The following is an 18613-nucleotide window of genomic DNA, read 5'->3' on the forward strand; positions in this document are numbered from 1 at the left end:
CCGCCGGATCCTGGGGTTGAGTGTAGGGCGGCGTGGGAAGCAGGCACCAGGGATCCGGCGCGGCCGGGACCGTCGGCGGAGCGGATGTCAGGCCGACGTCCAGGCGGCGTTCAGCCATCCACGTCAGCATGGACGCGCCCCGGGGCGCACGTCCGCAAGACGACGGGCGTCCGTGTCGACCGCCCGGGGCCCGACCCGAAGCGAGGACCCCGTGGACCAGACCGCCGCCCCCACCCAGCCCCCCGTGCCGACGGCCCGCCCCGTCGCGCGTCCCCGGCCCCAGGCCCGCGCCCGTGCCGGGGCGGGCCTGCTCGCCGCGGCCGTGCTCATGGTGGGGCTCTCCGGCTGCGCGGTCGCGGAGGACGGCGGCGAGGCCGCGAGCTCCTCCTCCTCGCAGGCGACGGACACCTCGGCCGAGGCCGGGGGACAGCCCGTGGCGGACACCGCCGTCGGGAACGCCGCGAAGACGGCGCTGCCCTCCGTGGTGACCATCTCCGCGACGTCGAGCTCCGCCTCCGGCTCCGGGTCCGGGTCGATCCTGGACACGGAGGGGCACATCCTCACGAACACCCACGTGGTCACCCTCGGCGGCCAGGCCAACGACGCCGAGCTGACGGTGCGCACCTCGGACGGGGAGGTCTACGCTGCCACCGTCGTGGGCACCGACCCGCTGTCCGACCTGGCCGTCATCAAGATCGACGCCCCGGACCTCACCCCCATCCAGATCGGCCGGTCCGGGGATTTGAAGGTCGGGGACGAGGCCGTCGCCATCGGCGCCCCCCTGGGCCTGCCGAACACCGTGACCGACGGGATCATCTCCACCCTGGACCGGACCATCGCGGTGGCGTCCTCCGAGGCGCCCGAGCCGCAGGGCGAGAGCTCCGGCTCGTCCTCCGGCTCCGACCAGTACCGTTTCCAGCTGCCGGGCACCCCGCAGGGCACCCGGGGCGAGGTGTACATCAACGTGCTGCAGACCGACGCGGCCATCAACCCCGGCAACTCCGGAGGCGCGCTCGTCGACGCCGAGGGTCGCCTGGTGGGCGTGAACGTCGCGATCGCCTCGGCCGGCCAGGACCAGAGCGAGGCGGGCAACATCGGGGTCGGCTTCGCCATCCCCGTGGACTACGCCCAGCGGGTCGCGCAGGACCTGATCGACCACGGCGAGGCCACGCACGCCATGCTCGGCGTCAGCGTCACCCCGGAGCCCGCCGAGGTGCAGGGCGGCGGCGAGAACGCCCGGACCGTGTTCAGCGACGGCGCCCGCGTCCAGCAGGTCGTGGGAGGGTCGGCGGCCGACGCGGCCGGGTTGAAGGAGGGCGATGTGATCACCGCCGTCGGCGACCGCGCGGTGATCGACTCCGAGTCCCTCACCGCCGTCGTCCGCGAGCACCGCGTGGGAGACTCGGTGGACGTCACCTACCTCCGCGACGGCGCGGAGCAGAAGACCGAGGTGACGTTCACGGAGGACACCCAATCGTGACCACCACGCTCACCACCCCCGCTGAGCTCGCCGCCCACCACGGCTGGCGCCGGGTCTTGGCCGTCGGCGCCCATCCGGACGACCTCGACTTCGGGGCCGCCGCCACCCTGGCCGGCTTCAGCGCGGCCGGGCTGCACATCGAGCTGTGCATCGTGACGGACGGGGACGCCGGCGGCTTCGACTCGGAGGGTGCCGAGGCGATGACCGCCCGCCGGCACGCCGAACAGCGCGCGGCCGCCGCCGTCGTCGGTGCCGCCGAGGTCCACTTCCTCGGCGAGCGCGACGGACACCTCGAGCCGGACCACGGCGTGCGCCGCAAGCTCGTGGCCCTGATGCGCCGCGTCCGCCCGGACGTCGTCCTCAGCACCCACCCGGAGCGGGACTGGGAGCGGATGCAGGCCGCCCACCCGGACCACCTCGCCTGCGGCGAGGCCGTGGTGCGCGCCGCGTACCCGGCGGTCGAGAACCCGTACGCGTACCCGGAGCTCGCGGGGGAGGGGCTGGAGGCGTTCAAGATCCGGAACCTGCTGCTGTACGCCGCCCCCGCCGCGCGCCGGAACACGGTCGTGGACGTCACGGGCCTGGCGGAGCAGAAGTTGCGCGCCCTCGACGCCCACCTCTCCCAGCACCCGGACGTCGACGCGATGCGGCGGCACGTGCTCGACCAGATGGCCGAGCACCACCGGCACGCCGCCGGCCCGGCCGCCGGTCCGGGCCACGCCGAGGCGTTCCACCTGGTCACGGTCAACGGCCCGGGCACCATCGCCGGGTTCTGAACCCTCCCCCTGCGGGACCTCTCAGTTGGTGCTCGGTCGCCCGCCGTAGCGCGGGCCGGTCTGCGCGGTGCGGTCGAGGTCCACGCCGACGACGGGCTCCGACGTCGGCACCTCTGAGCCCGAGCTGGGCTCCACGGAGATGCCCATCGCCGCGAAGCGGTCCAGCCCCCGGAAGGTGACGGGCTCACCGAAGCCGTTGGCGTCGAACGTGCCGAGCGAGGCCGGGGCCGTGCCGTCCGAGGGGTAGAGCCACAGCTGGTAGGACTGACCCTCCGGCAGCTGGGGCATCCCGCTGATCGTCAGGTAGCCGCTGTTCTGCTCCCGGGACAGGAACGCCTGGACCGTGCCGCCGTCCTGGGCCGGGTACTCCGAGGTCGTGAACAGGTCCTTCGACTGGTCGATGCGGTGCACGATGCCCGGTCGCGTGAACTGGCTCCACACCGTCCACCCGCCGATGCCGAGCACGAGGGCCGCGAGCAGCAGGAGGGCGGTCACCTTGAGCCAGCGCAGGCGGTCCCGCGGCGGGCCGGCGGGGTGGACTCGTCGCCGATCAGGTCCATGCCCACGTCCTGGGCGGGCAGGCGACGCAGGACCTCGTCGAGCAGGGCCGACGGCGGCTCGGCCGTCACGGACCGGAACGCCCAGGCCACCGCCTGGCGCGCCCCGTCCACCCGGGAGCGCCACCGGGCCAGCTCGCCGCCCCGCCGCTGCACGGCGGAGAAGGCCGCGGTGTGCCCGGCCGTGTCGAGGGCGTGCACAGCCGAGAGGTCGGCCAGCTCGAGTGCGCGGCCGGCGTCCACGTCCTCGCGCACGTCCGCGCCGAGGGCCGGGCCGGTCGCCGGGGCCGGCGCGGACGGCCGGGCGGCGTCCTGGGTGATGTCGCGGCGGGCCGCGACGACCTGCCGGACGCCGTCGCGCAGGAGGGTGCGGGCCCGGTCGGCCGGCAGATCCAGCCGATCGGCGACCTCCCGGTCCGTGCAGCCGCCCAGCCAGGCCAGCCGCACGGCCTCGAACGCGTCCGGGTCCACCCGGTCCATGAGGTCCTCCGGCAGCGCGGCGGGGCCGGCCGGGCCGGGACGACGCCCACGTTCCGCCGCGGAGCCGCCGGCGCGGCGCAGCGAGGTCATCACGCGGTGGGCGAGGACCTCGAGCCACGTGAACACCTGGCGTTCGCGGTGGGTCGCGTCGTCCTGCTCGCTCAGGTCGAGGCCGGCCTCGGACGCCTCCTCCCATGCCGTCAGGTAGGTGCGGACCGTGGCCGCGGCGGCGTCGTCGCCGGGGCCGAACATCGCTTCGGCCAGGCCGTGCACCCACGGGACCGTGGCGTCGTAGAACGCGGAGAACGCGGCCCGGTCACCCTCGGCGCTGCGGCGCAGGAGGGTGTCCAGGGCGGGCTGGCCGGCGTCATCGGGGCGGTCGGCGTGGGGCTCGGACGCGTCAGGAGTCTGCATGGTGGCCTCAGTCTAGGGAATCGGGGCGGGCAGCGGACCCGGCGAAGTCGTGCTGGCGCCAGGCCTCGTACACGGCGATGGAGACGGCGTTCGCCAGGTTCAGGGACCGACGGGCCGGCTGCATGGGCAGGCAGACGGTCTCGGTGACCCGCGGATCGGTCAGCACCTCCTCGGGCAGGCCGGTGGACTCGCGGCCGAAGAGCAGCACGTCGCCGGGCCGGTAGGCGACCCGGTCGTGCCGCACGGACCCGCGCGCGGTGAAGGCCAGCACACGGGCGGGGGCGAGGGCCGCGAGCGCAGCGTCGAGGTCCGGGTGCACCGTCACCACCGCGAGGTCGTGGTAGTCCAGGCCGGCGCGGCGCAGGTGGGCGTCCTCGAACCCGAAGCCCAGCGGCTCCACGAGGTGCAGCTCGGCCCCCGTGAGGGCGGCGAGCCGGATCGCGTTGCCGGTGTTGCCGGGGATCTCCGGGGTGAGCAGCAGGATCCGGAAGCCGGGGGTGCCGGGCGCCGGGGCGCGGTCGGCGCCCTCGTGCGGGTTCGGTCGGGGTGGGGTGGGGGAGTCGGGCACGCGCCCAGCCTAGTGGGGCGCCGCCGGGCGGGGACGTGCCTCAGTGGAGCCGGCCGACCAGCGCGCCGAGCGCGCGCCGGTCCACGAGATCCGGGTCCGTGCCGGTGCCCAGGAAGAGCGCGACCTCGCGCGCGAACGCGATCCCGGGCGCGGGCGGGGCGGTGAGCAGGTCGGCCTGCGCCTCCGGCGCGTCGGCGCCGCGCGTGTGGCGGATCACGGGGGCGTGCCGCGCGTCGCGGTCCGTCATCACGTGCACGAATCCGCCGACGGTGACCTGGGGCAGGGCCTGCTGCCACGCCATCATCGCGGGGCCGAGCAGCGGCGGGGCCACGGGGCGGCCCCGGGAGCGCAGGTCCGCCCCGTCCCAGGTGTAGGTCCCCTCCGGGACCATGACGGAGCCGATCAGCGCCAGGCGGTGGCCGCACAGCACCGCGTGGTCCACGTCGAGGTGCCGTCCCCAGCGCCCGCCCAGCCGCAGCCCGGTCAGGACCCGGGCGGCCGGGAGCGCGTCCGCCACGTGGCGCAGCAGCACGTCGAGGGTGCGGGCCTGCCGCAGCACCCGGTGCTCGTCCGGCAGGATCCCGCGCGGCCGCGGCGCCCCGTGGACGCGTTGGCTCGATCGCGGCAGGTCCAGCACGGTCGGGTCCGCCTCCGCCTCGCCGGGCGGGGGCTCGTAGCGCACGGGGCGGGCGGCACGTCCGCCGGGTCCGGACCGTCCCGACGGTCTCGCCCGCCCTGATCCGGCCGTCGCGCGGGGGCCGCGGGGACCGACGTCCGGGCCGGGCAGCGAGAGGTCGTATCGGCGCCGGGCCTCGGCGTCGCCGAGGAGGTCCCACGCCCGCGTCACGGCCCGGAAGGCGGCGGGGTCGCCGCCGACGTCGGGGTGCGCGGCCCGGGCCGCGCGGCGGTAGGCCCGCCGGACCTCCTCGGCGGTCGCGTCGCGGGGCACGCCCAGGACCTCGTAGGCGGTGCGGTGCTCCTCGGCCGCGCTCACGGCGTGGGGTCCGGGCCGGGGGAGGCGTGCCGCTCGTGGTGCAGGCGCAGGAACAGCATGCCGTCGTCGTGGAGCACCTGGACCAGCTGCAGCCGGGCGGGGAGGCCGGGGCCGTCCTCGCCGGTCAGGACGCGGCCGGCGGCGGGTCCGGCCAGCAGCGGCGCCACGGTGAGGTGCACCTCGTCCACGAGGCCGGCCGCCGCGAGGCTGCCGAACAGGCGCGGTCCGCCCTCGCAGTGGACGACGCGGGCGCCGCGCGCGTGCAGGGTCGCCACCACGGTCTGGGGGTCCACGTGCTCCTCGCCGACCGCCAGCACGTCCGCGCGCGCGGCCAGCGCCGCCGCCCGCTCCGGCTCGGCCGCGAGGGCGGCCCGGGACGTCAGGATCCAGGGGCGCACCGGGGCGGCCGTGAAGAACGCGGACGCCGGGTCCAGGTCCAGGCTGCCGCTGACCACGGCCACGGGCGGGTCCGCGGGCCCGCCGGCCTCCGCGCGTCGACGCCGGTCCTCCTCGGACAGCAGCGCACCCTCGTAGCCCTCGGCCCGGATGGTCCCGGCCCCCACGAGCACGACGTCGGCGTCGTGCCGGGACAGCGAGAGCAGCCGCTGGTCCGCGGGGGAACCGAGCCCGCCCGCACGGCCGTCCAGGGTGGCCGCGCCGTCGGCGGAGGCGATGAACACGACGCGGACCCAGGGTCCGGGGCCGGTGTCCTCAGCCGCCGGGGCCGCGAGGGCGGTGCGGAGGGCGTCGTCGTCCAGGCCGGGGCCGGTCTCGGTCAGCCGTCTCATGCCCGCCCCCCGCGGTGGGCGCGGTGTCCGGCCAGGGTGCTGCGGTCCGGCGGCGGGTTCTCCGCGCCCATGTTGTGGACCAGGCGCGCCGGCTGACGCCACCCGAACACGCACTCGAGCATGCGGGCCGCCGAGACGGAGGCGTCGGCGTCGTGCATGCGCAGGATCCGGGCGCCGCCGTACACGCAGGCCGCGGCCGCGGCCAGCGAGCCGGGCAGGCGCTCGTGCCGGTGCCGGTCCAGGCTCTCGCCGATGAAGTCCTTGTTCGAGACCGCGGCCAGCACGGGCAGCCCCAGGGTGGCGATCTCGTCCAGCCGCCGCGTGATCTCGAGGGTGTGCCGGGTGTTCTTGTTCAGATCGTGGCCGGGGTCCACGATGATCCTCTCCTCGGGGACGCCGAGCGCCACGGCCCGGTCGACGGTGCGCCGCAGGTGGTCGCGGACCTCCCTGACGACGTCGCCGTAGGTCGGCCGGGGGACCACGGCCCGGGGTCCGCGCACGTGGGCGAGGGAGTGGGTGACCACGAGGTGCGCGCCCGCGGCGGCCACCACCCGGCCCAGGTCCGCGTGGAACAGTCCCGTGGTGTCGTTGACGACGTCCGCCCCCGCCGCCAGGGCCGCCTCGGCCACGGCCGGCTGGAACGTGTCCGCCGAGAGGATCAGCCGGCGCGATGCCTCGGACGACCCGGCCCCGTCCCCGCTCCGCAGGGCCGCGATCAGGGGGACCACCCGCGCCGCCTCCTCGGTCGGGTCGAGCTCCGCCCCGGGCGCGAACGGCACGCCGCCGACGTCGACCCACTCGGCTCCGGCGTCCGCCGCGGCGTGGGCCTGGGCGAGGGCGTCCTCCAGGACGGCGCCGGCGCCGTCGTCGTAGAAGGAGTCCGGGGTGCGGTTGACCACGGCCATCGTGACGATCCGGCGGCGGAAGTCGATCTCGTGGTGGGCGAACCGGTGCACCGGGTGGACGAGCGGGACGGAGGGGGTCGGCACCCGGCCATTCAACCACCGGCGCCGCACGGTGACAGTGCGCCCCGGAAGGACTATGTTTCCCTCCCGTGACATTTACCTCGTCGCCGCGGGTCGGCCCGCGTCGGCCCCGCATCCGTCCGACCCAGCTCGTGGTCGGGTCCTTCCTCGTCGCCATCGTGACGGGCACCGGCGCACTGCTGCTGCCCGCCTCGTATCAGGGCCGCGCGCCCACCCCGCTGGAGGCCGCGTTCACGGCGACCAGCGCCACCACGGTGACGGGCCTCGGCGTCGTGGACACCCAGACGTTCTGGACACCCCTGGGTCAGCTCGTGATCCTCACGCTCATCAAGCTCGGTGGCCTGGGCGTCATGACGTTCACGTCGCTGCTGGGGCTGGTGATCCTCCGGCGGCTCGGCCTCACCCAGCGCCTCGACGCCGCGGCCTCCACCCGGGCCGAGGGGATCGGGGACCTGCCCCGGGTGCTGCGGGCCCTGATCCTGTACTCCACGGCCGTCGAGGCCTCGGTGGCGCTGCTGCTGAGCCTGCGCTTCTGGCTGGGCGCGGGAATGTCCCCGGGCCAGGCACTGTGGCAGGGGGTCTTCCACGCGGTCTCCGCATTCAACAACGCCGGGTTCGCGCTGTTCAGCGACAACCTCATGGGCTTCGTCTCGGACCCGTTCATCTGCCTGCCGATCGCGGCGGCGATCATCTTGGGCGGCCTGGGCCTGCCGGTCGTGCTGACCCTGCGGCGAGACCTGCGCCGACCCGAGCGGTGGAACCTCACGGTCCGGCTCGTGCTCGTGGGCACCGCGGTGCTGCTGGTGGGCGGCACGCTCATGTACCTCGTCCTCGAGTGGTCCAACCCGCGGACCCTGGGCGGTCTGGACCCGGCCTCGCGCGTGCTCGCGGCGTTCTTCCAGTCCGTCACGACCCGCACCGCCGGCTTCAACACCCTGGACTACGGGCAGATGCACCCCGTGACGCTCTTCGCCACCGACGTGCTCATGTTCATCGGCGGCGGCCCCGCCGGCACCGCCTCGGGCGTGAAGATCACGACGGCGAGCGTCCTGCTGTTCATCGTGCTCGCGGAGATCCGGGGGGAGGGCGCCGTCCATGCGTTCGGCCGCCGGCTCTCCCGGACCACGCACCGCGAGGCGATCACCGTGATCATGCTCTCCGCGACCGCGATCGCCGTCGCCACGATGGCGCTCATGGGCCTGTCCTCGTTCACGACCGACCAGATCCTGTTCGAGTGCGTGTCCGCGTTCAGCACGGTGGGCCTGTCCACCGGCATCACCGCCCAGCTGCCGCCGGCCGCGCAGGGCATCCTGATGCTCCTCATGTTCGTCGGCCGCATCGGCCCCGCCACCGTCGCCGGCAGCCTGGCCCTGACCGACCGCACCCGCCACTTCGAGTACCCGAAGGAGAGACCCCTCATTGGCTGATCTCACCCGTTCCCTGTTCGCCCCCCGCCGGGGCGACCGCCCCACCGTGGCCGTCCTCGGGCTCGGCCGGTTCGGCTCCGGGGTCGCCCGCGAGCTCATGGAGTCCGACTGCCACGTGCTGGGGGTCGACGCCGATGCCGAGGCCGTCCAGGCGCTCAACGGCCGGCTGACCCACGTCGTCCGCGCGGACAGCACGGACGAGGAGGCGATGCGCCAGCTCTCGGTCCACGAGATGGACCACGTCGTCGTCGCCATCGGCGGCGACCTCGCGGACTCGATCCTCACCGTCTCGCTGATGCGGCGGTTCGGGACGCACCAGCTCTGGGCCAAGGCCAATGACGACCGCCACGGCGAGATCCTGCGTCAGCTCGGCGTGGAGCACGTGGTCCACCCGGAGCGGGACATGGGCCGCCGCGTGGCGCACCTGGTCAGCACGTCCTTCCAGGACTTCGTCGAGGTCGAGCCGGGCCTGGCCATGGTCCGGGCCACGCCGCCGTCGCGCCTGCTGGGCAGGGACCTGCGAGCCACCGGGCTCGCGGGGGAGCGGGGCATGCGCGTGGTCGCCGTCCGCAGCCGCGGCACGTGGCTCTACCCGCCGAGTCACTACGTGCTCGAGCCCGAGGACACGATCCTCCTGGTGGGCCCGACCCGCGACGTCGAGCGGTTCCTCGCCCGGGACTGAGCCGGGGCACATCCGGCGCGGCTCCTAGACTGGCCGGGTGACCACCCCGGACCGCGTGCACCTGGACCACGCCGCCACCACGACGGTGCGCCCCACCGCGCTCGCGGCCCTGGCCGAGGCGGCCGCGCTGCCCGGCAACCCGGCCTCCCTCCACGCCTCCGGCCGCCGGGCCAAGCTGCGCCTCGAGGAGGCGCGGGAGCGCATCGCCGCGGCGCTCGGGGCGCACCCCACCGAGGTGATCCTCACGTCCGGGGGCACCGAGGCGGACAACCTCGCCATCCAGGGGCTGTACCGGGCCCGCCGCGCGGCCGCTCCGGAGCGCACCCGGATCGTGCTGACCGGCATCGAGCACCACGCGGTCCTCGACGTGGTGGACTGGCTCGCCGCGCACGAGGGCGCCGAGCCGGTGCTCGTCCCGGTCGACGACGACGGGCGGGTCGACCTCGCCGCATGGGGGGCCGCGCTGGCGACCGCGCCCGAGCGGACCGCCCTGGCCACGCTGATGTGGGCCAACAACGAGATCGGCACGGTCCAGCCCGTGGCCGAGGCCGCCCGGCTTGCGGCCGACCACGGGGTCCCGTTGCACACCGACGCCGTCCAGGCCCTCGGGGCGGTGCCCGTGGACTTCGCCGCGTCCGGGGCCGCGACCCTGGCCGTCTCGGGGCACAAGGTCGGCGCCCCCGTGGGGGTCGGCGCCCTGCTCGTGCGCCGGGACGTCACGCTGGAGGCCGTCGTGCACGGCGGCGGCCAGGAACGCCGCCTGCGCTCGGGCACGGTGTCGGTGGCCCTGGCCGCCGCGCTGGCGGCCGCCGTGGCGGAGGCCGTCGCGGAGCAGCCCGCCGAGGCCGCCCGCCTGGGCGGGCTGCGGGACGAGGTGATCGCCGCCGTCGACGCCCTGGACGGGGTGCGCCTGACCGGGCCGCGGGACCGCGACCCGGCGACGGGGGAGCCGCTGTCGCCGGGGACGCGCCGACTGCCCGGCAACGTCCACATCACCGTGCCGGGCCGGACGGCGGACGCGCTGCTGTTCTCCTTCGACATGGCCGGACTGGACACCTCGTCCGGGTCGGCGTGCACCGCCGGGGTGGCCGAGCCGTCGCACGTGGTCGCGGCCCTGCCGGGGCGGACGGAGGCCGACGCGCGGGCCACCCAGCGGTTCACCCTCGGCCGGACGACGACGCTGGCCGAGACGGCCGCGCTCATCGACGCGCTGCGGACGCTGCTGGGGCCGGGCGTCTAGACTGGAGCGCCCGTCCGTCGTCGAGAGAGGAGTCCGCCCGTGAAGGTCCTGGCCGCCATGTCCGGGGGAGTCGACTCCGCCGTCGCCGCGGCGCGTGCCGTGGACGCCGGGCACGACGTCGTCGGCGTCCACCTGGCCCTGTCCCGCATGCCCGGCACCCTGCGCACCGGCTCGCGTGGCTGCTGCACCATCGAGGACGCCTCGGACGCGTGGCGCGCGTGCGAGCGGCTCGGCATCCCCTTCTACACGTGGGACTTCTCCGAGCGGTTCGCGGAGGACGTCGTGGACAACTTCGTGGCCGAGTACAAGGCCGGCCGCACGCCCAACCCGTGCATGCGCTGCAACGAGCGCATCAAGTTCGCGGCGCTGCTCGAGCGCGCCCTCGAGCTGGGCTTCGACGCCGTCTGCACCGGCCACTACGCCGCCGTGCGGCCCGGTCCGGACGGCTCGCTGGAGCTGCACCGCGCCGCGGACGACGCGAAGGACCAGTCCTACGTGCTCGGCGTGCTGACCGCGGATCAGCTCGCCCACTGCCTCTTCCCGCTCGCGGACACGCCGTCCAAGGAGCTCGTGCGCGCCGAGGCGGCCGAGCGCGGCCTGTCCGTGGCGGCGAAGCCGGACTCCCACGACATCTGCTTCATCCCCGACGGCGACACCCGCGGCTGGCTCGCCGAGCGCATCGACCTGGCCCCCGGCCCCATCGTCGACCCGGAGGGGCAGGAGCTCGGCACCCACGCGGGCGCCCAGGCGTTCACGGTCGGCCAGCGCAAGGGCCTGGCCATCGGCCGTCCCGCGCCCGACGGCAAGCCCCGGTTCGTGCTCGAGGTGCGGCCGAAGGAGAACACCGTGGTCGTCGGCGGGCGCGAGCTGCTCGACGTCGACCGCATCACCGGCATCCGCCCGTCCTGGGCCGGCGCCCCGGTGCCCGAAGCCCGCACGGGCGCCTGGTTCGACTGTGCGCTGCAGTTCCGGGCCCACGGCGAGATCGTCGAGGCCCGCGCCCGCCAGCGCGCGGACGCGGCGGGGCATCCGGGGTGGGAGATCGAGCCGGGGCGCCCCCTGCGCGGCGTGGCTCCCGGTCAGACGGCCGTCCTGTACCGGGGCACCCGCGTGCTCGGCCAGGCCACCATCGACACCGCCCGCAATGCCCGGCTGTCCGCCCCCGCGGATGCGTAGGCTTCGGCCATGAGCCCGGACTACGACCCCCACGCCAGCTCGCTGCCCGGCACCGCGGACCCGGCGGTCCTCGACGAGCTCTTCGCGATCCGCGGCAGCATCGACAACATCGACGCCTCGCTCGTCTACCTCCTGGCCGAGCGGTTCAAGTTCACGCAGCGGGTCGGTGCGCTGAAGGCCCGCCACGACCTGCCGCCCTCGGACCCCGGGCGTGAGGCCGCCCAGATCGCGCGGCTGCACCGGCTCGCGCTCGAGGCCGACCTCGAGCCCGCGTTCGCCGAGAAGTTCCTGAACTTCATCATCGCCGAGGTCATCCGCCACCACCGCGCGCTGGCGGCCGAGGGCCGGCCGGACGCCGAGGCGGAGCCGGGGGCGGGCTCCGGGGACGCGGATGACTGAGGCCGCCCACGACGACGGCGCCACCGGCCCCGTCGCCCTCGGCGGCACGCCGTGGCGCGGCACCGACGTCGCAGAGGCGCAGCGCGTCACGCTCGGCGAGCTCGGCGCGGACCACTGGCCGGTGCTCCCCGAGCTGCCCGAGCGCGGACCCGGCGCCGACGCCACCGGCCGCTCGGCCGCCCTCCTGCAGGAGCTGGCCGTCGACCTGCAGCCGCACGGCTGGCGGGTCAGCCCGCCCGGGGCCGCCGGCTCCGGCCGCGACCGACGCCGCGCCGTCTCCCTCTGGCGCGAGGACGCGCACCGCTGGGCGGACACCGCGGGGGCCGAGGGCGCCGTCGTCGACCGTCTGGCCGTGCGGGTGCGCGGCCCGCTCAGCCTGCTCGCCGGCCTCTGGCTGCCCGGGGGAGAGCGCGTCCTCGGCGACCACGGCGCCCGCCGCGACGTCGCCGAGTCCTATCTCGAGGGACTGCAGGACGCCCTGCCCCGCCTCCGGAGGGCCACCGGGGCGGCCCGCCTCGGCGTCGTCGTCGACGAGCCGTGGGCGGGGGCCGTCCTCGCCGGGACCCTGCCCACCGCGAGCGGGTACCGCACCGTCCGGTCGCTGCCGCGCGAGGAGGCCCGCGGACTGTGGCGCGCCGCCCTCGCCAGGCTCACCGCCCTGCCCGACGTCGCCCGAGTGTGGCTCGCGCCGGGCCGCCGCGCCGCCTCCCCGGGGGCCGAGCTGCCCGGGCCCGCCGCGCTGGCGACGCTGACGGGAGAGTCCCTGCCCAGGCCCGACGCAGCCGCGGACGCGCCCGCCCGGGCCCCGGTCTCGCTCGTGGTGGGCGTGGGCCCCCTCGACGACGGCGCGGACGGTTCGCCCGGCACCCGCGAGGCGTGGGAGGCGGCGGCCGGCTGGGCCGACGTCGGGCGCGGGCTGACCCTGGCCCCCGAGCCGGGCGTGCGCCCGGTCGACGTCGTCCGCACGTGGGAACGGCTGGGGGTGGACCCCGGACGGGTGGGCGACGTCGGCCTCACGGCGGCGGGGCCGCACGACCCCGCCGTGCTCCGCACTCTGCGGCGGGACGCGGAGGAGCTGGCCGCGCGGCTCGCCGAGCTGCGCGGCTGAGCCGGCGCCCCGACGGACCGGGGCGACCTCCGGCGTCGTCCGCCGGGGACGGGCCCGCCCGGCGGGTATCATCGGGCTGATCCTGAAAATTTCCTGTGCCCGGGGCCGGTCCCGCCCGCGGCGCCGGGGGGAGCGCTGACGAGGAGGTCAGGATGGGCAAGGCCAAGATCCTGGTGGTGGACGACGACGAGGCGCTGGCCGAGATGATCGGCATCGTCCTGCGCAACGACGGCTTCGAGCCGGCGTTCGCCGCGGACGGCACCTCCGCACTGCCCGCGTTCCACCGCGAGCGTCCCGATCTCGTGCTGCTGGACCTCATGCTCCCCGGCATCGACGGCATCGAGGTCTGCAGGCTCATCCGAGACGAGTCGGACGTGCCGATCGTGATGCTCACGGCCAAGTCGGACACGGCGGACGTCGTGCGCGGCCTCGAGTCGGGTGCGGACGACTACGTGCCCAAGCCGTTCAAGCCGGCCGAGCTCGTGGCCCGCGTCCGGGCCCGCCTGCGTGAGGGGGAGGCCAAGCCGGCGGAGGTCCTGCACATCGGGGACCTCGAGATCGACGTGGCGGGCCACGAGGTCACCCGCGGCGGCGTCGGCATCGCCCTCACCCCGCTGGAGTTCGACCTCCTCGTGGCCCTCGCCCGGCGGCCGCGCCACGTCTTCACCCGCGAGATGCTGCTGGAGGAGGTCTGGGGGTACCGGCACCAGGCCGACACCCGGCTCGTGAACGTCCACGTCCAGCGCCTGCGCTCCAAGGTCGAGCCGGATCCCGAGAACCCGTGCGTCGTGCTGACCGTCCGCGGCGTCGGGTACAAGGCCGGCCAGGGCTGAGGGCATGACGGTGTCCGGCCCGGGTCTGAGCGCGGCCCCGGCGGCCGAGCCCGGCGCCGAGCCGGTCGAGCCCGCCGCCGGCCGCCCACGGTCGTGGGTCCCCGGCCCCGCGTGGCGTGCGCTGCGCCGCCGGTGGCGTCGGTCCCTGCGGCTGCGCACGGCGGTGCTCGCGGCCCTGCTCTCGATCCTCGCGGGCCTCGTGGTCGCCGCGTTCCTGACGCAGCAGATCACCCAGGCCCTCTTCGAGGCCCGCTACGAGCAGGTCCAGGCCGAGGCCCGCCGTGGCCTGAGTCAGGTGCGCGAGACGTTCGCGCAGACCACCGCCACGGACGCGCAGAGCACGGACGTGCTGGTGACCCAGACCCTGCGTGCCCTCGAGGGGGACTCGGGCACGACGATCCGCCGCCGCTACCACCTCGCCCCGCTGCCGGGCTCCGAGTCCGCGTACGTGGGGACGATCTCCTCCGCCGGTCTCGATCCCGCGGTGATCCCCCAGGAGCTGCAGGACGCGGTCGCCTCCGGGCCGGGCGTGTACGACGCGAGCGTGGCGCTGCCGGACCCCGGCGGCGGCACCCGGCCCGGCCTCGTGTTCGGCGCCCAGGTGGTGCTGCCCCCGGGTGCCACCTACGGGCTCTACCTCGTCTACGACCTCGCGGACGTCCAGAGCTCGCTGGACTCGGTGCTCGGGGTGCTGCTGGTGTTCGGCGTCGGATTCCTGGTGATCAACGTGCTGGTCTCGTGGTGGGTCTCGCGGCGTGTGACCCTGCCCGTGCAGCAGGCGGCCCGGGCGGCCGAGTCCCTCTCGAGCGGCAACCTGGCCGTGCGGATGCCGGTCGACGGTGAGGACGAGATGGCCCGCCTGGGCATGTCCTTCAACCGGATGGCGGACAGCATCCAGGACCAGATCGGCCAGCTCGCCCAGCTGTCCCAGATGCAGCAGCGGTTCGTCTCGGACGTCTCCCATGAGCTGCGCACGCCGCTGACGACCGTGCGGATGGCGGCCGACGTGCTGTACGGCTCGCGCGAGGACTTCGACCCGGTCAACCGACGCTCGACCGAGCTGCTCTACCACCAGGTCGATCGCTTCCAGGCCATGCTCGCGGACCTGCTGGAGATCACCCGGTTCGACGCCGGCGCCGCCACCCCAGCCCTCGAGGCCACGGACATGCTCGAGCTGGCCCGCGACGTCGTGCTCACCTCTCAGCCGTTGGCCGATCAGAGCGGCGTGCCCGTGTACGTGGTGCCCATGGACCGGGACCGCGCCGACGGCCACGTCGCCTGGGTCGACCCGCGGCGGATCGAACGGATCCTGCGCAACCTGGTGAACAACGCGATCGAGCACGCCGAGGGCCGGCCGGTGGACGTGCTCGTGGCGGCCGACGAGGAGGCCGTCACGTTCGCCGTCGTGGACCACGGCATCGGCATGAGCCCCGAGCAGGTGCAGCGCGTGTTCGACCGGTTCTGGCGGGCCGACCCCTCACGCAAGCGCACCACCGGCGGGTCCGGACTGGGTCTGGCGATCGCCACCGAGGACACCCGGCTGCACGGCGGCCGGCTCGAGGCGTGGGGCGAGCTGGGGGAGGGGTCCACGTTCATGGTGACCCTGCCGCGGGCGCCGCGCCCGGCCGCGCAGGGCGCGGAGGCCCCGGAACCGATCGGCCGCTCCGTGCTGCCCATCCCGCCCCGCTACAGCACGGCGGACCGCCGGTACGCCGATGACCTGTCCCGACCCGTCCCGCAGGAGGCGGACGCCGACGCCGACGCCGTCGGCAGGGTCGCGGACGTCGCCGCCACGGCCGCGGACGCCTCACCGTCCGCGCGCCAGGCCGAGCAGGCCCTGACCGCACCGACCCGGCCGGTGTGCGTGGCCCCTCCGGGGGATCCCGCCGACGGGCCGGCCGCCGGGGACCGGACCGGCGAGGACGCGGCAGAGGAGGCCCGATGACCACCGTGGATCCGCAGCCGCCCCGCCCGCCGCGTGTCGCCGTCGTCGCGGTGATCGTCGCCCTGGTGCTCGCCCTCAGCGGCTGCACCCAGATCCCCCAGAGCTCCGAAGTGCGCAGCGCCGACCCGGTCGACGGGGCCAGCGCGGCCGCCGACGCGCCGCAGTTCCATCCGCCGGGACCCGCCGAGTCGGACACGGCGGAGGAGGCCATCCGGGGCTTCCTGCTCGCGGGCACGAGCCCGCAGGACGACTACGCGGTGGCGCGCGAGTTCCTCGACGGCCCCGCGGCCACCCAGTGGACGCCCGGGCAGCGCACCCTCGTGTACTCGGCGGAGCCGCGCATCACCCGGGGCGACGGCGACGGGGACTACCAGATCCAGGTCGAGGTCGACTCGGAGATCGACGAGTACGGCCTGCGGACCGTCGCGCCGCCGGGGACCACACGGGCCTGGGCGGTCACCGTGCAGGAACGGCCCCAGGGCATGCGGATCACGTCCACGGAGAACGGCACGCTGCTCTCCCAGGCGCAGTTCGGACAGCTGTTCGCGCCGCACGAGCTCGCCTTCTACGACACCGCGAAGCGCTATATCGTGCCGGACGTGCGGTGGTTCGTCAATCGGGGCACCACCGTGACCGCGGTGACGCGAGCGCTGCTGCGCGGGCCGGCACCGTATCTGGCCGGGGCGGTGGAGACGGCCTTCCCGCTGCGCACCGGCACCGACCTGGCCGCGCCCACGGTGCCCGTCGACGACGACGGCGTGGCCCACGTCGACCTCACCCAGGCGGCCGCCGAGGGGGCCGACGCCGAGCGGCGGCACCGCATGCGGGAGCAGCTGGAGCTGACCCTGAGGGGCCTCCAGTCGGTCAAGGAGGTCGAGGTGACCGTCGCCGGTGCCCAGCTGTCCACGTCGGGAGACGACGGCCCCGCCCCGGTCCAGACCGACCCCGCCGTCAGATCGGTCCAGGTGGGCATCGACGCGGCGACGGGCGGACTCGTGTACGTGCAGGGGAGCAGCGTCACGCCGGTGGGCGGCGCTCCGGACGTCACCGCGCTCGATCCGGTCCGCCCGACGATGTCCGGCGACCGCAGCCGATTCGCGTTCGTCACCCGTGACCGGACGGCGGTCCACGTCGCCGGCACGGACGGCACCCTGCGGGAGGTGCTGCGCGGCACCGGGCTCACCGTCCCGTCACTGGACCTCCTGGGCTGGGTGTGGGCGGCCGACAGGGAGACGACCTCGCGGATCCGCGCCGTCCCGGCCCAGCCCGGCGGGCAGGAGCGCATCGTGACGGCCACCTGGCTGCGGCCCGGCGAGCGGATCGTCGACCTGCGGTTGTCGCGGAGTGGGGCCCAGGCCGCGATGCTCGTCGACGACGGCCAGCGGACCACCCTGCGCGTGTCCGGCGTCGTGCGCGGCTCGGACGGGGTGCCGAACGCCCTGACCGAGCCGATCCTGCTGCCCTCCTCCGGCTCCGAGGACTCGGTGGAGTGGGCCGGAGACACGAACCTGCTCGTCTCGGCGTACGCCGAGAAGCCCGACGAGCGCGTGGTGCCGCGGATCGTCTCGATCGACGGCACCGTCCGGGAGCTCAACCCGCTGGGCGGTCTGCGGGGGATCTCCGCCGGTGACGACGGCGCCTACTACGCGGAGACGGAGGAGCTCGTGTTCCTGCTGGTGGGCTCCTCGTGGCGGGCGCAGGAGCTCGACCGCGGGGTGCGCGACCTCTCGTTCCCCGACTGAGCCGAGCCCGCGCCCGCCGCCCCGTCGTCCACTCCTGCACAGCCGCCCCGGCCCGCACAGCGGCTCGCCCCGGCGCCCGGACGGCGGCGGCGTGCGGTGGACTCGTTGCATGCGTTCCCCGCCGTCCTCCCCGTCCCCGCCGTCGGTGTTCGGCACCCTCGGTCGGGCCCTGGCCGACCTGGTCCTGCCCGCCGAGTGCGCGGTGTGCGCCGCGCCGGGTCACCGGCTCTGCCCGGCCTGCGCGGAGGGACTGACCGCCGTCCTGTCCCGGCCCTTCCGGGCGGAGCAGGACGCCCCGGCTTTGCCCTTGGGCCCCGGCGGCGCTCCCCTGCCGGTGATGGCGGCCGGGCGCTACGCAGACCCGCTGGCGGCCGCCGTGCTCGCGTTCAAGGACCATCACGCGCTGCACCTGCGCGGCGTGCTGGGCGAGGCCCTGTGCCGGGCCGTCGCCGCGGCGCGCCTCGAGCCGGACCTGCCCGGGGCGCCGCACGCCCTGCTCGTCCCGGTCCCGGGCGGCGCGGCCGGATTCCGACGGCGTGGCTACGACCCGCTCGCCGAGCTCACCCGGGCGCTGCCGGCGCCGTGGCTGGTCTCCGACGCCGTCCGTGCGCGCCTGCTGCCCCGCGCGAGCACGCTCCGGGGCGGCGGCCCGTCCCACGCGGGCGCCGGGGCGGGCCAGCGCCGCCGGCGGGGCCCGGGACTGGCGCGTCGTCGCCGGGCGGCTGCCGGCCGGCGCGCCCGTCCTGCTCGTGGACGACGTCCTCACCACCGGCGCCACCCTCGCCGCGCTCGCGGAGGCGGTGCGCCGCGCCGGCGGGCACCCCGTCGGGGCCGTCGTGCTCGCGGCCGTGGCCCCGCCGCGGGACCCCGCCGAGCCTGGCCCCCGGCCACGCCCCCGGGTAGGGTGAACGGCACGGAATCGCCCCTACGGTTCCCGTCCTGCCGACGGCTGGAAGGAGGTCGCACCCTCGGACCCGCCGCCGCCCTGCGGACGCGACACCGAGGCGCACCTCCCCTC

18 protein-coding genes are annotated in these 18613 nt (G+C 75.9%); 12 read left to right on the top strand and 6 right to left on the bottom strand.

Annotated elements, in window-relative coordinates:
- The first annotated feature begins 211 nt into the window (after positions 1-211).
- Both SOY78_RS05030 and SOY78_RS05035 read left to right on the top strand, forming a co-directional pair.
- Positions 212-1480 (top strand): S1C family serine protease, encoded by a 1269-nt coding sequence (locus SOY78_RS05030; protein ID WP_245245378.1) that lies wholly within the window; start codon positions 212-214, stop codon positions 1478-1480.
- On the top strand, positions 1477-2256 hold the full coding sequence (locus SOY78_RS05035; protein WP_036383465.1) for a PIG-L deacetylase family protein: 780 nt from the start codon (positions 1477-1479) through the stop codon (positions 2254-2256). Before SOY78_RS05030 ends, SOY78_RS05035 begins: the two co-directional genes overlap by 4 nt.
- A gap of 21 nt (positions 2257-2277) precedes the next feature.
- On the opposite strand, the gene SOY78_RS11765 is transcribed toward SOY78_RS05035, so the two are convergent.
- From SOY78_RS11765 to folP, 6 genes are read right to left on the bottom strand one after another with little or no spacing between them, the layout of a single operon-like run.
- Complete coding sequence (locus SOY78_RS11765; RefSeq protein WP_416383416.1) at positions 2278-2751, bottom strand: anti-sigma factor; 474 nt, start codon at positions 2749-2751, stop codon at positions 2278-2280.
- Positions 2748-3707: a hypothetical protein gene (locus tag SOY78_RS11770; protein WP_416383417.1), complete on the bottom strand. Its 960-nt coding sequence runs from the start codon at positions 3705-3707 to the stop codon at positions 2748-2750. Before SOY78_RS11770 ends, SOY78_RS11765 begins: the two co-directional genes overlap by 4 nt.
- A 7-nt stretch (positions 3708-3714) precedes the next feature.
- A complete protein-coding gene (locus tag SOY78_RS05045) occupies positions 3715-4275 on the bottom strand; it encodes a tRNA (cytidine(34)-2'-O)-methyltransferase (RefSeq protein WP_044659766.1) in 561 nt (186 codons plus the stop codon).
- A gap of 40 nt (positions 4276-4315) precedes the next feature.
- A complete protein-coding gene (locus SOY78_RS05050) occupies positions 4316-5269 on the bottom strand; it encodes a J domain-containing protein (RefSeq protein ID WP_063189526.1) in 954 nt (317 codons plus the stop codon).
- The gene (locus tag SOY78_RS05055) at positions 5266-6057 is read right to left on the bottom strand and encodes a pyrimidine reductase family protein (protein ID WP_036315978.1); all 792 of its coding nucleotides are present in this window, start codon (positions 6055-6057) and stop codon (positions 5266-5268) included. The genes SOY78_RS05050 and SOY78_RS05055 overlap by 4 nt, the downstream gene beginning before the upstream one ends.
- Positions 6054-7046: a dihydropteroate synthase gene (gene folP, locus SOY78_RS05060; RefSeq protein ID WP_036315981.1), complete on the bottom strand. Its 993-nt coding sequence runs from the start codon at positions 7044-7046 to the stop codon at positions 6054-6056. The genes SOY78_RS05055 and folP overlap by 4 nt, the downstream gene beginning before the upstream one ends.
- A gap of 128 nt (positions 7047-7174) precedes the next feature.
- On the opposite strand from folP, the gene SOY78_RS05065 reads away from it, so the two are divergent.
- The 10 genes from SOY78_RS05065 (at position 7175) to SOY78_RS05110 (ending at position 18503) form a co-directional block, all read left to right on the top strand.
- On the top strand, positions 7175-8470 hold the full coding sequence (locus SOY78_RS05065; protein ID WP_036315982.1) for a TrkH family potassium uptake protein: 1296 nt from the start codon (positions 7175-7177) through the stop codon (positions 8468-8470).
- Complete coding sequence (locus SOY78_RS05070; RefSeq protein WP_036315984.1) at positions 8463-9152, top strand: potassium channel family protein; 690 nt, start codon at positions 8463-8465, stop codon at positions 9150-9152. The genes SOY78_RS05065 and SOY78_RS05070 overlap by 8 nt, the downstream gene beginning before the upstream one ends.
- Before the next feature lie 37 nt (positions 9153-9189).
- Positions 9190-10392 carry a cysteine desulfurase family protein gene (locus SOY78_RS05075; protein ID WP_182488663.1) on the top strand — a complete coding sequence of 401 codons (1203 nt, stop codon included), beginning with the start codon at positions 9190-9192 and terminating at the stop codon, positions 10390-10392.
- A 39-nt stretch (positions 10393-10431) separates the two neighbouring features.
- On the top strand, positions 10432-11568 hold the full coding sequence (mnmA, locus tag SOY78_RS05080) for a tRNA 2-thiouridine(34) synthase MnmA (protein ID WP_324701885.1): 1137 nt from the start codon (positions 10432-10434) through the stop codon (positions 11566-11568).
- Between the two features lie 9 nt (positions 11569-11577).
- Positions 11578-11967 (top strand): chorismate mutase, encoded by a 390-nt coding sequence (locus tag SOY78_RS05085; protein ID WP_002854878.1) that lies wholly within the window; start codon positions 11578-11580, stop codon positions 11965-11967.
- On the top strand, positions 11960-13075 hold the full coding sequence (locus SOY78_RS05090; protein ID WP_182488664.1) for a hypothetical protein: 1116 nt from the start codon (positions 11960-11962) through the stop codon (positions 13073-13075). Before SOY78_RS05085 ends, SOY78_RS05090 begins: the two co-directional genes overlap by 8 nt.
- Positions 13076-13227: 152 nt before the next feature.
- On the top strand, positions 13228-13908 hold the full coding sequence (gene mtrA, locus SOY78_RS05095) for an MtrAB system response regulator MtrA (protein WP_061867002.1): 681 nt from the start codon (positions 13228-13230) through the stop codon (positions 13906-13908).
- A gap of 4 nt (positions 13909-13912) precedes the next feature.
- The gene (gene mtrB, locus SOY78_RS05100) at positions 13913-15853 is read left to right on the top strand and encodes an MtrAB system histidine kinase MtrB (RefSeq protein ID WP_324701886.1); all 1941 of its coding nucleotides are present in this window, start codon (positions 13913-13915) and stop codon (positions 15851-15853) included.
- The gene (locus SOY78_RS05105) at positions 15850-17595 is read left to right on the top strand and encodes an LpqB family beta-propeller domain-containing protein (RefSeq protein WP_182488666.1); all 1746 of its coding nucleotides are present in this window, start codon (positions 15850-15852) and stop codon (positions 17593-17595) included. The genes mtrB and SOY78_RS05105 overlap by 4 nt, the downstream gene beginning before the upstream one ends.
- Positions 17596-18200: 605 nt before the next feature.
- Positions 18201-18503, top strand: coding sequence for a phosphoribosyltransferase family protein (locus SOY78_RS05110; RefSeq protein ID WP_324701887.1), 303 nt, complete (start codon positions 18201-18203; stop codon positions 18501-18503).
- Positions 18504-18613 lie beyond the last annotated feature (110 nt).

Source organism: Micrococcus sp. HOU01 (assembly GCF_035609305.1).
GTDB classification, from domain to species: domain Bacteria; phylum Actinomycetota; class Actinomycetes; order Actinomycetales; family Micrococcaceae; genus Micrococcus; species Micrococcus luteus.

Bases quoted from the DNA above. Each gene is read 5' to 3' on its own strand.
- SOY78_RS11770 (WP_416383417.1), bottom strand. From the start codon at position 3,707: ATGCAGACTCCTGACGCGTCCGAGCCCCACGCCGACCGCCCCGATGAC.
- SOY78_RS05055 (WP_036315978.1), bottom strand. From the start codon at position 6,057: ATGAGACGGCTGACCGAGACCGGCCCCGGCCTGGACGACGACGCCCTC.
- SOY78_RS05085 (WP_002854878.1), top strand. From the start codon at position 11,578: ATGAGCCCGGACTACGACCCCCACGCCAGCTCGCTGCCCGGCACCGCG.
- SOY78_RS05090 (WP_182488664.1), top strand. From the start codon at position 11,960: ATGACTGAGGCCGCCCACGACGACGGCGCCACCGGCCCCGTCGCCCTC.
- mtrA (WP_061867002.1), top strand. From the start codon at position 13,228: ATGGGCAAGGCCAAGATCCTGGTGGTGGACGACGACGAGGCGCTGGCC.
- mtrB (WP_324701886.1), top strand. From the start codon at position 13,913: ATGACGGTGTCCGGCCCGGGTCTGAGCGCGGCCCCGGCGGCCGAGCCC.
- SOY78_RS05105 (WP_182488666.1), top strand. From the start codon at position 15,850: ATGACCACCGTGGATCCGCAGCCGCCCCGCCCGCCGCGTGTCGCCGTC.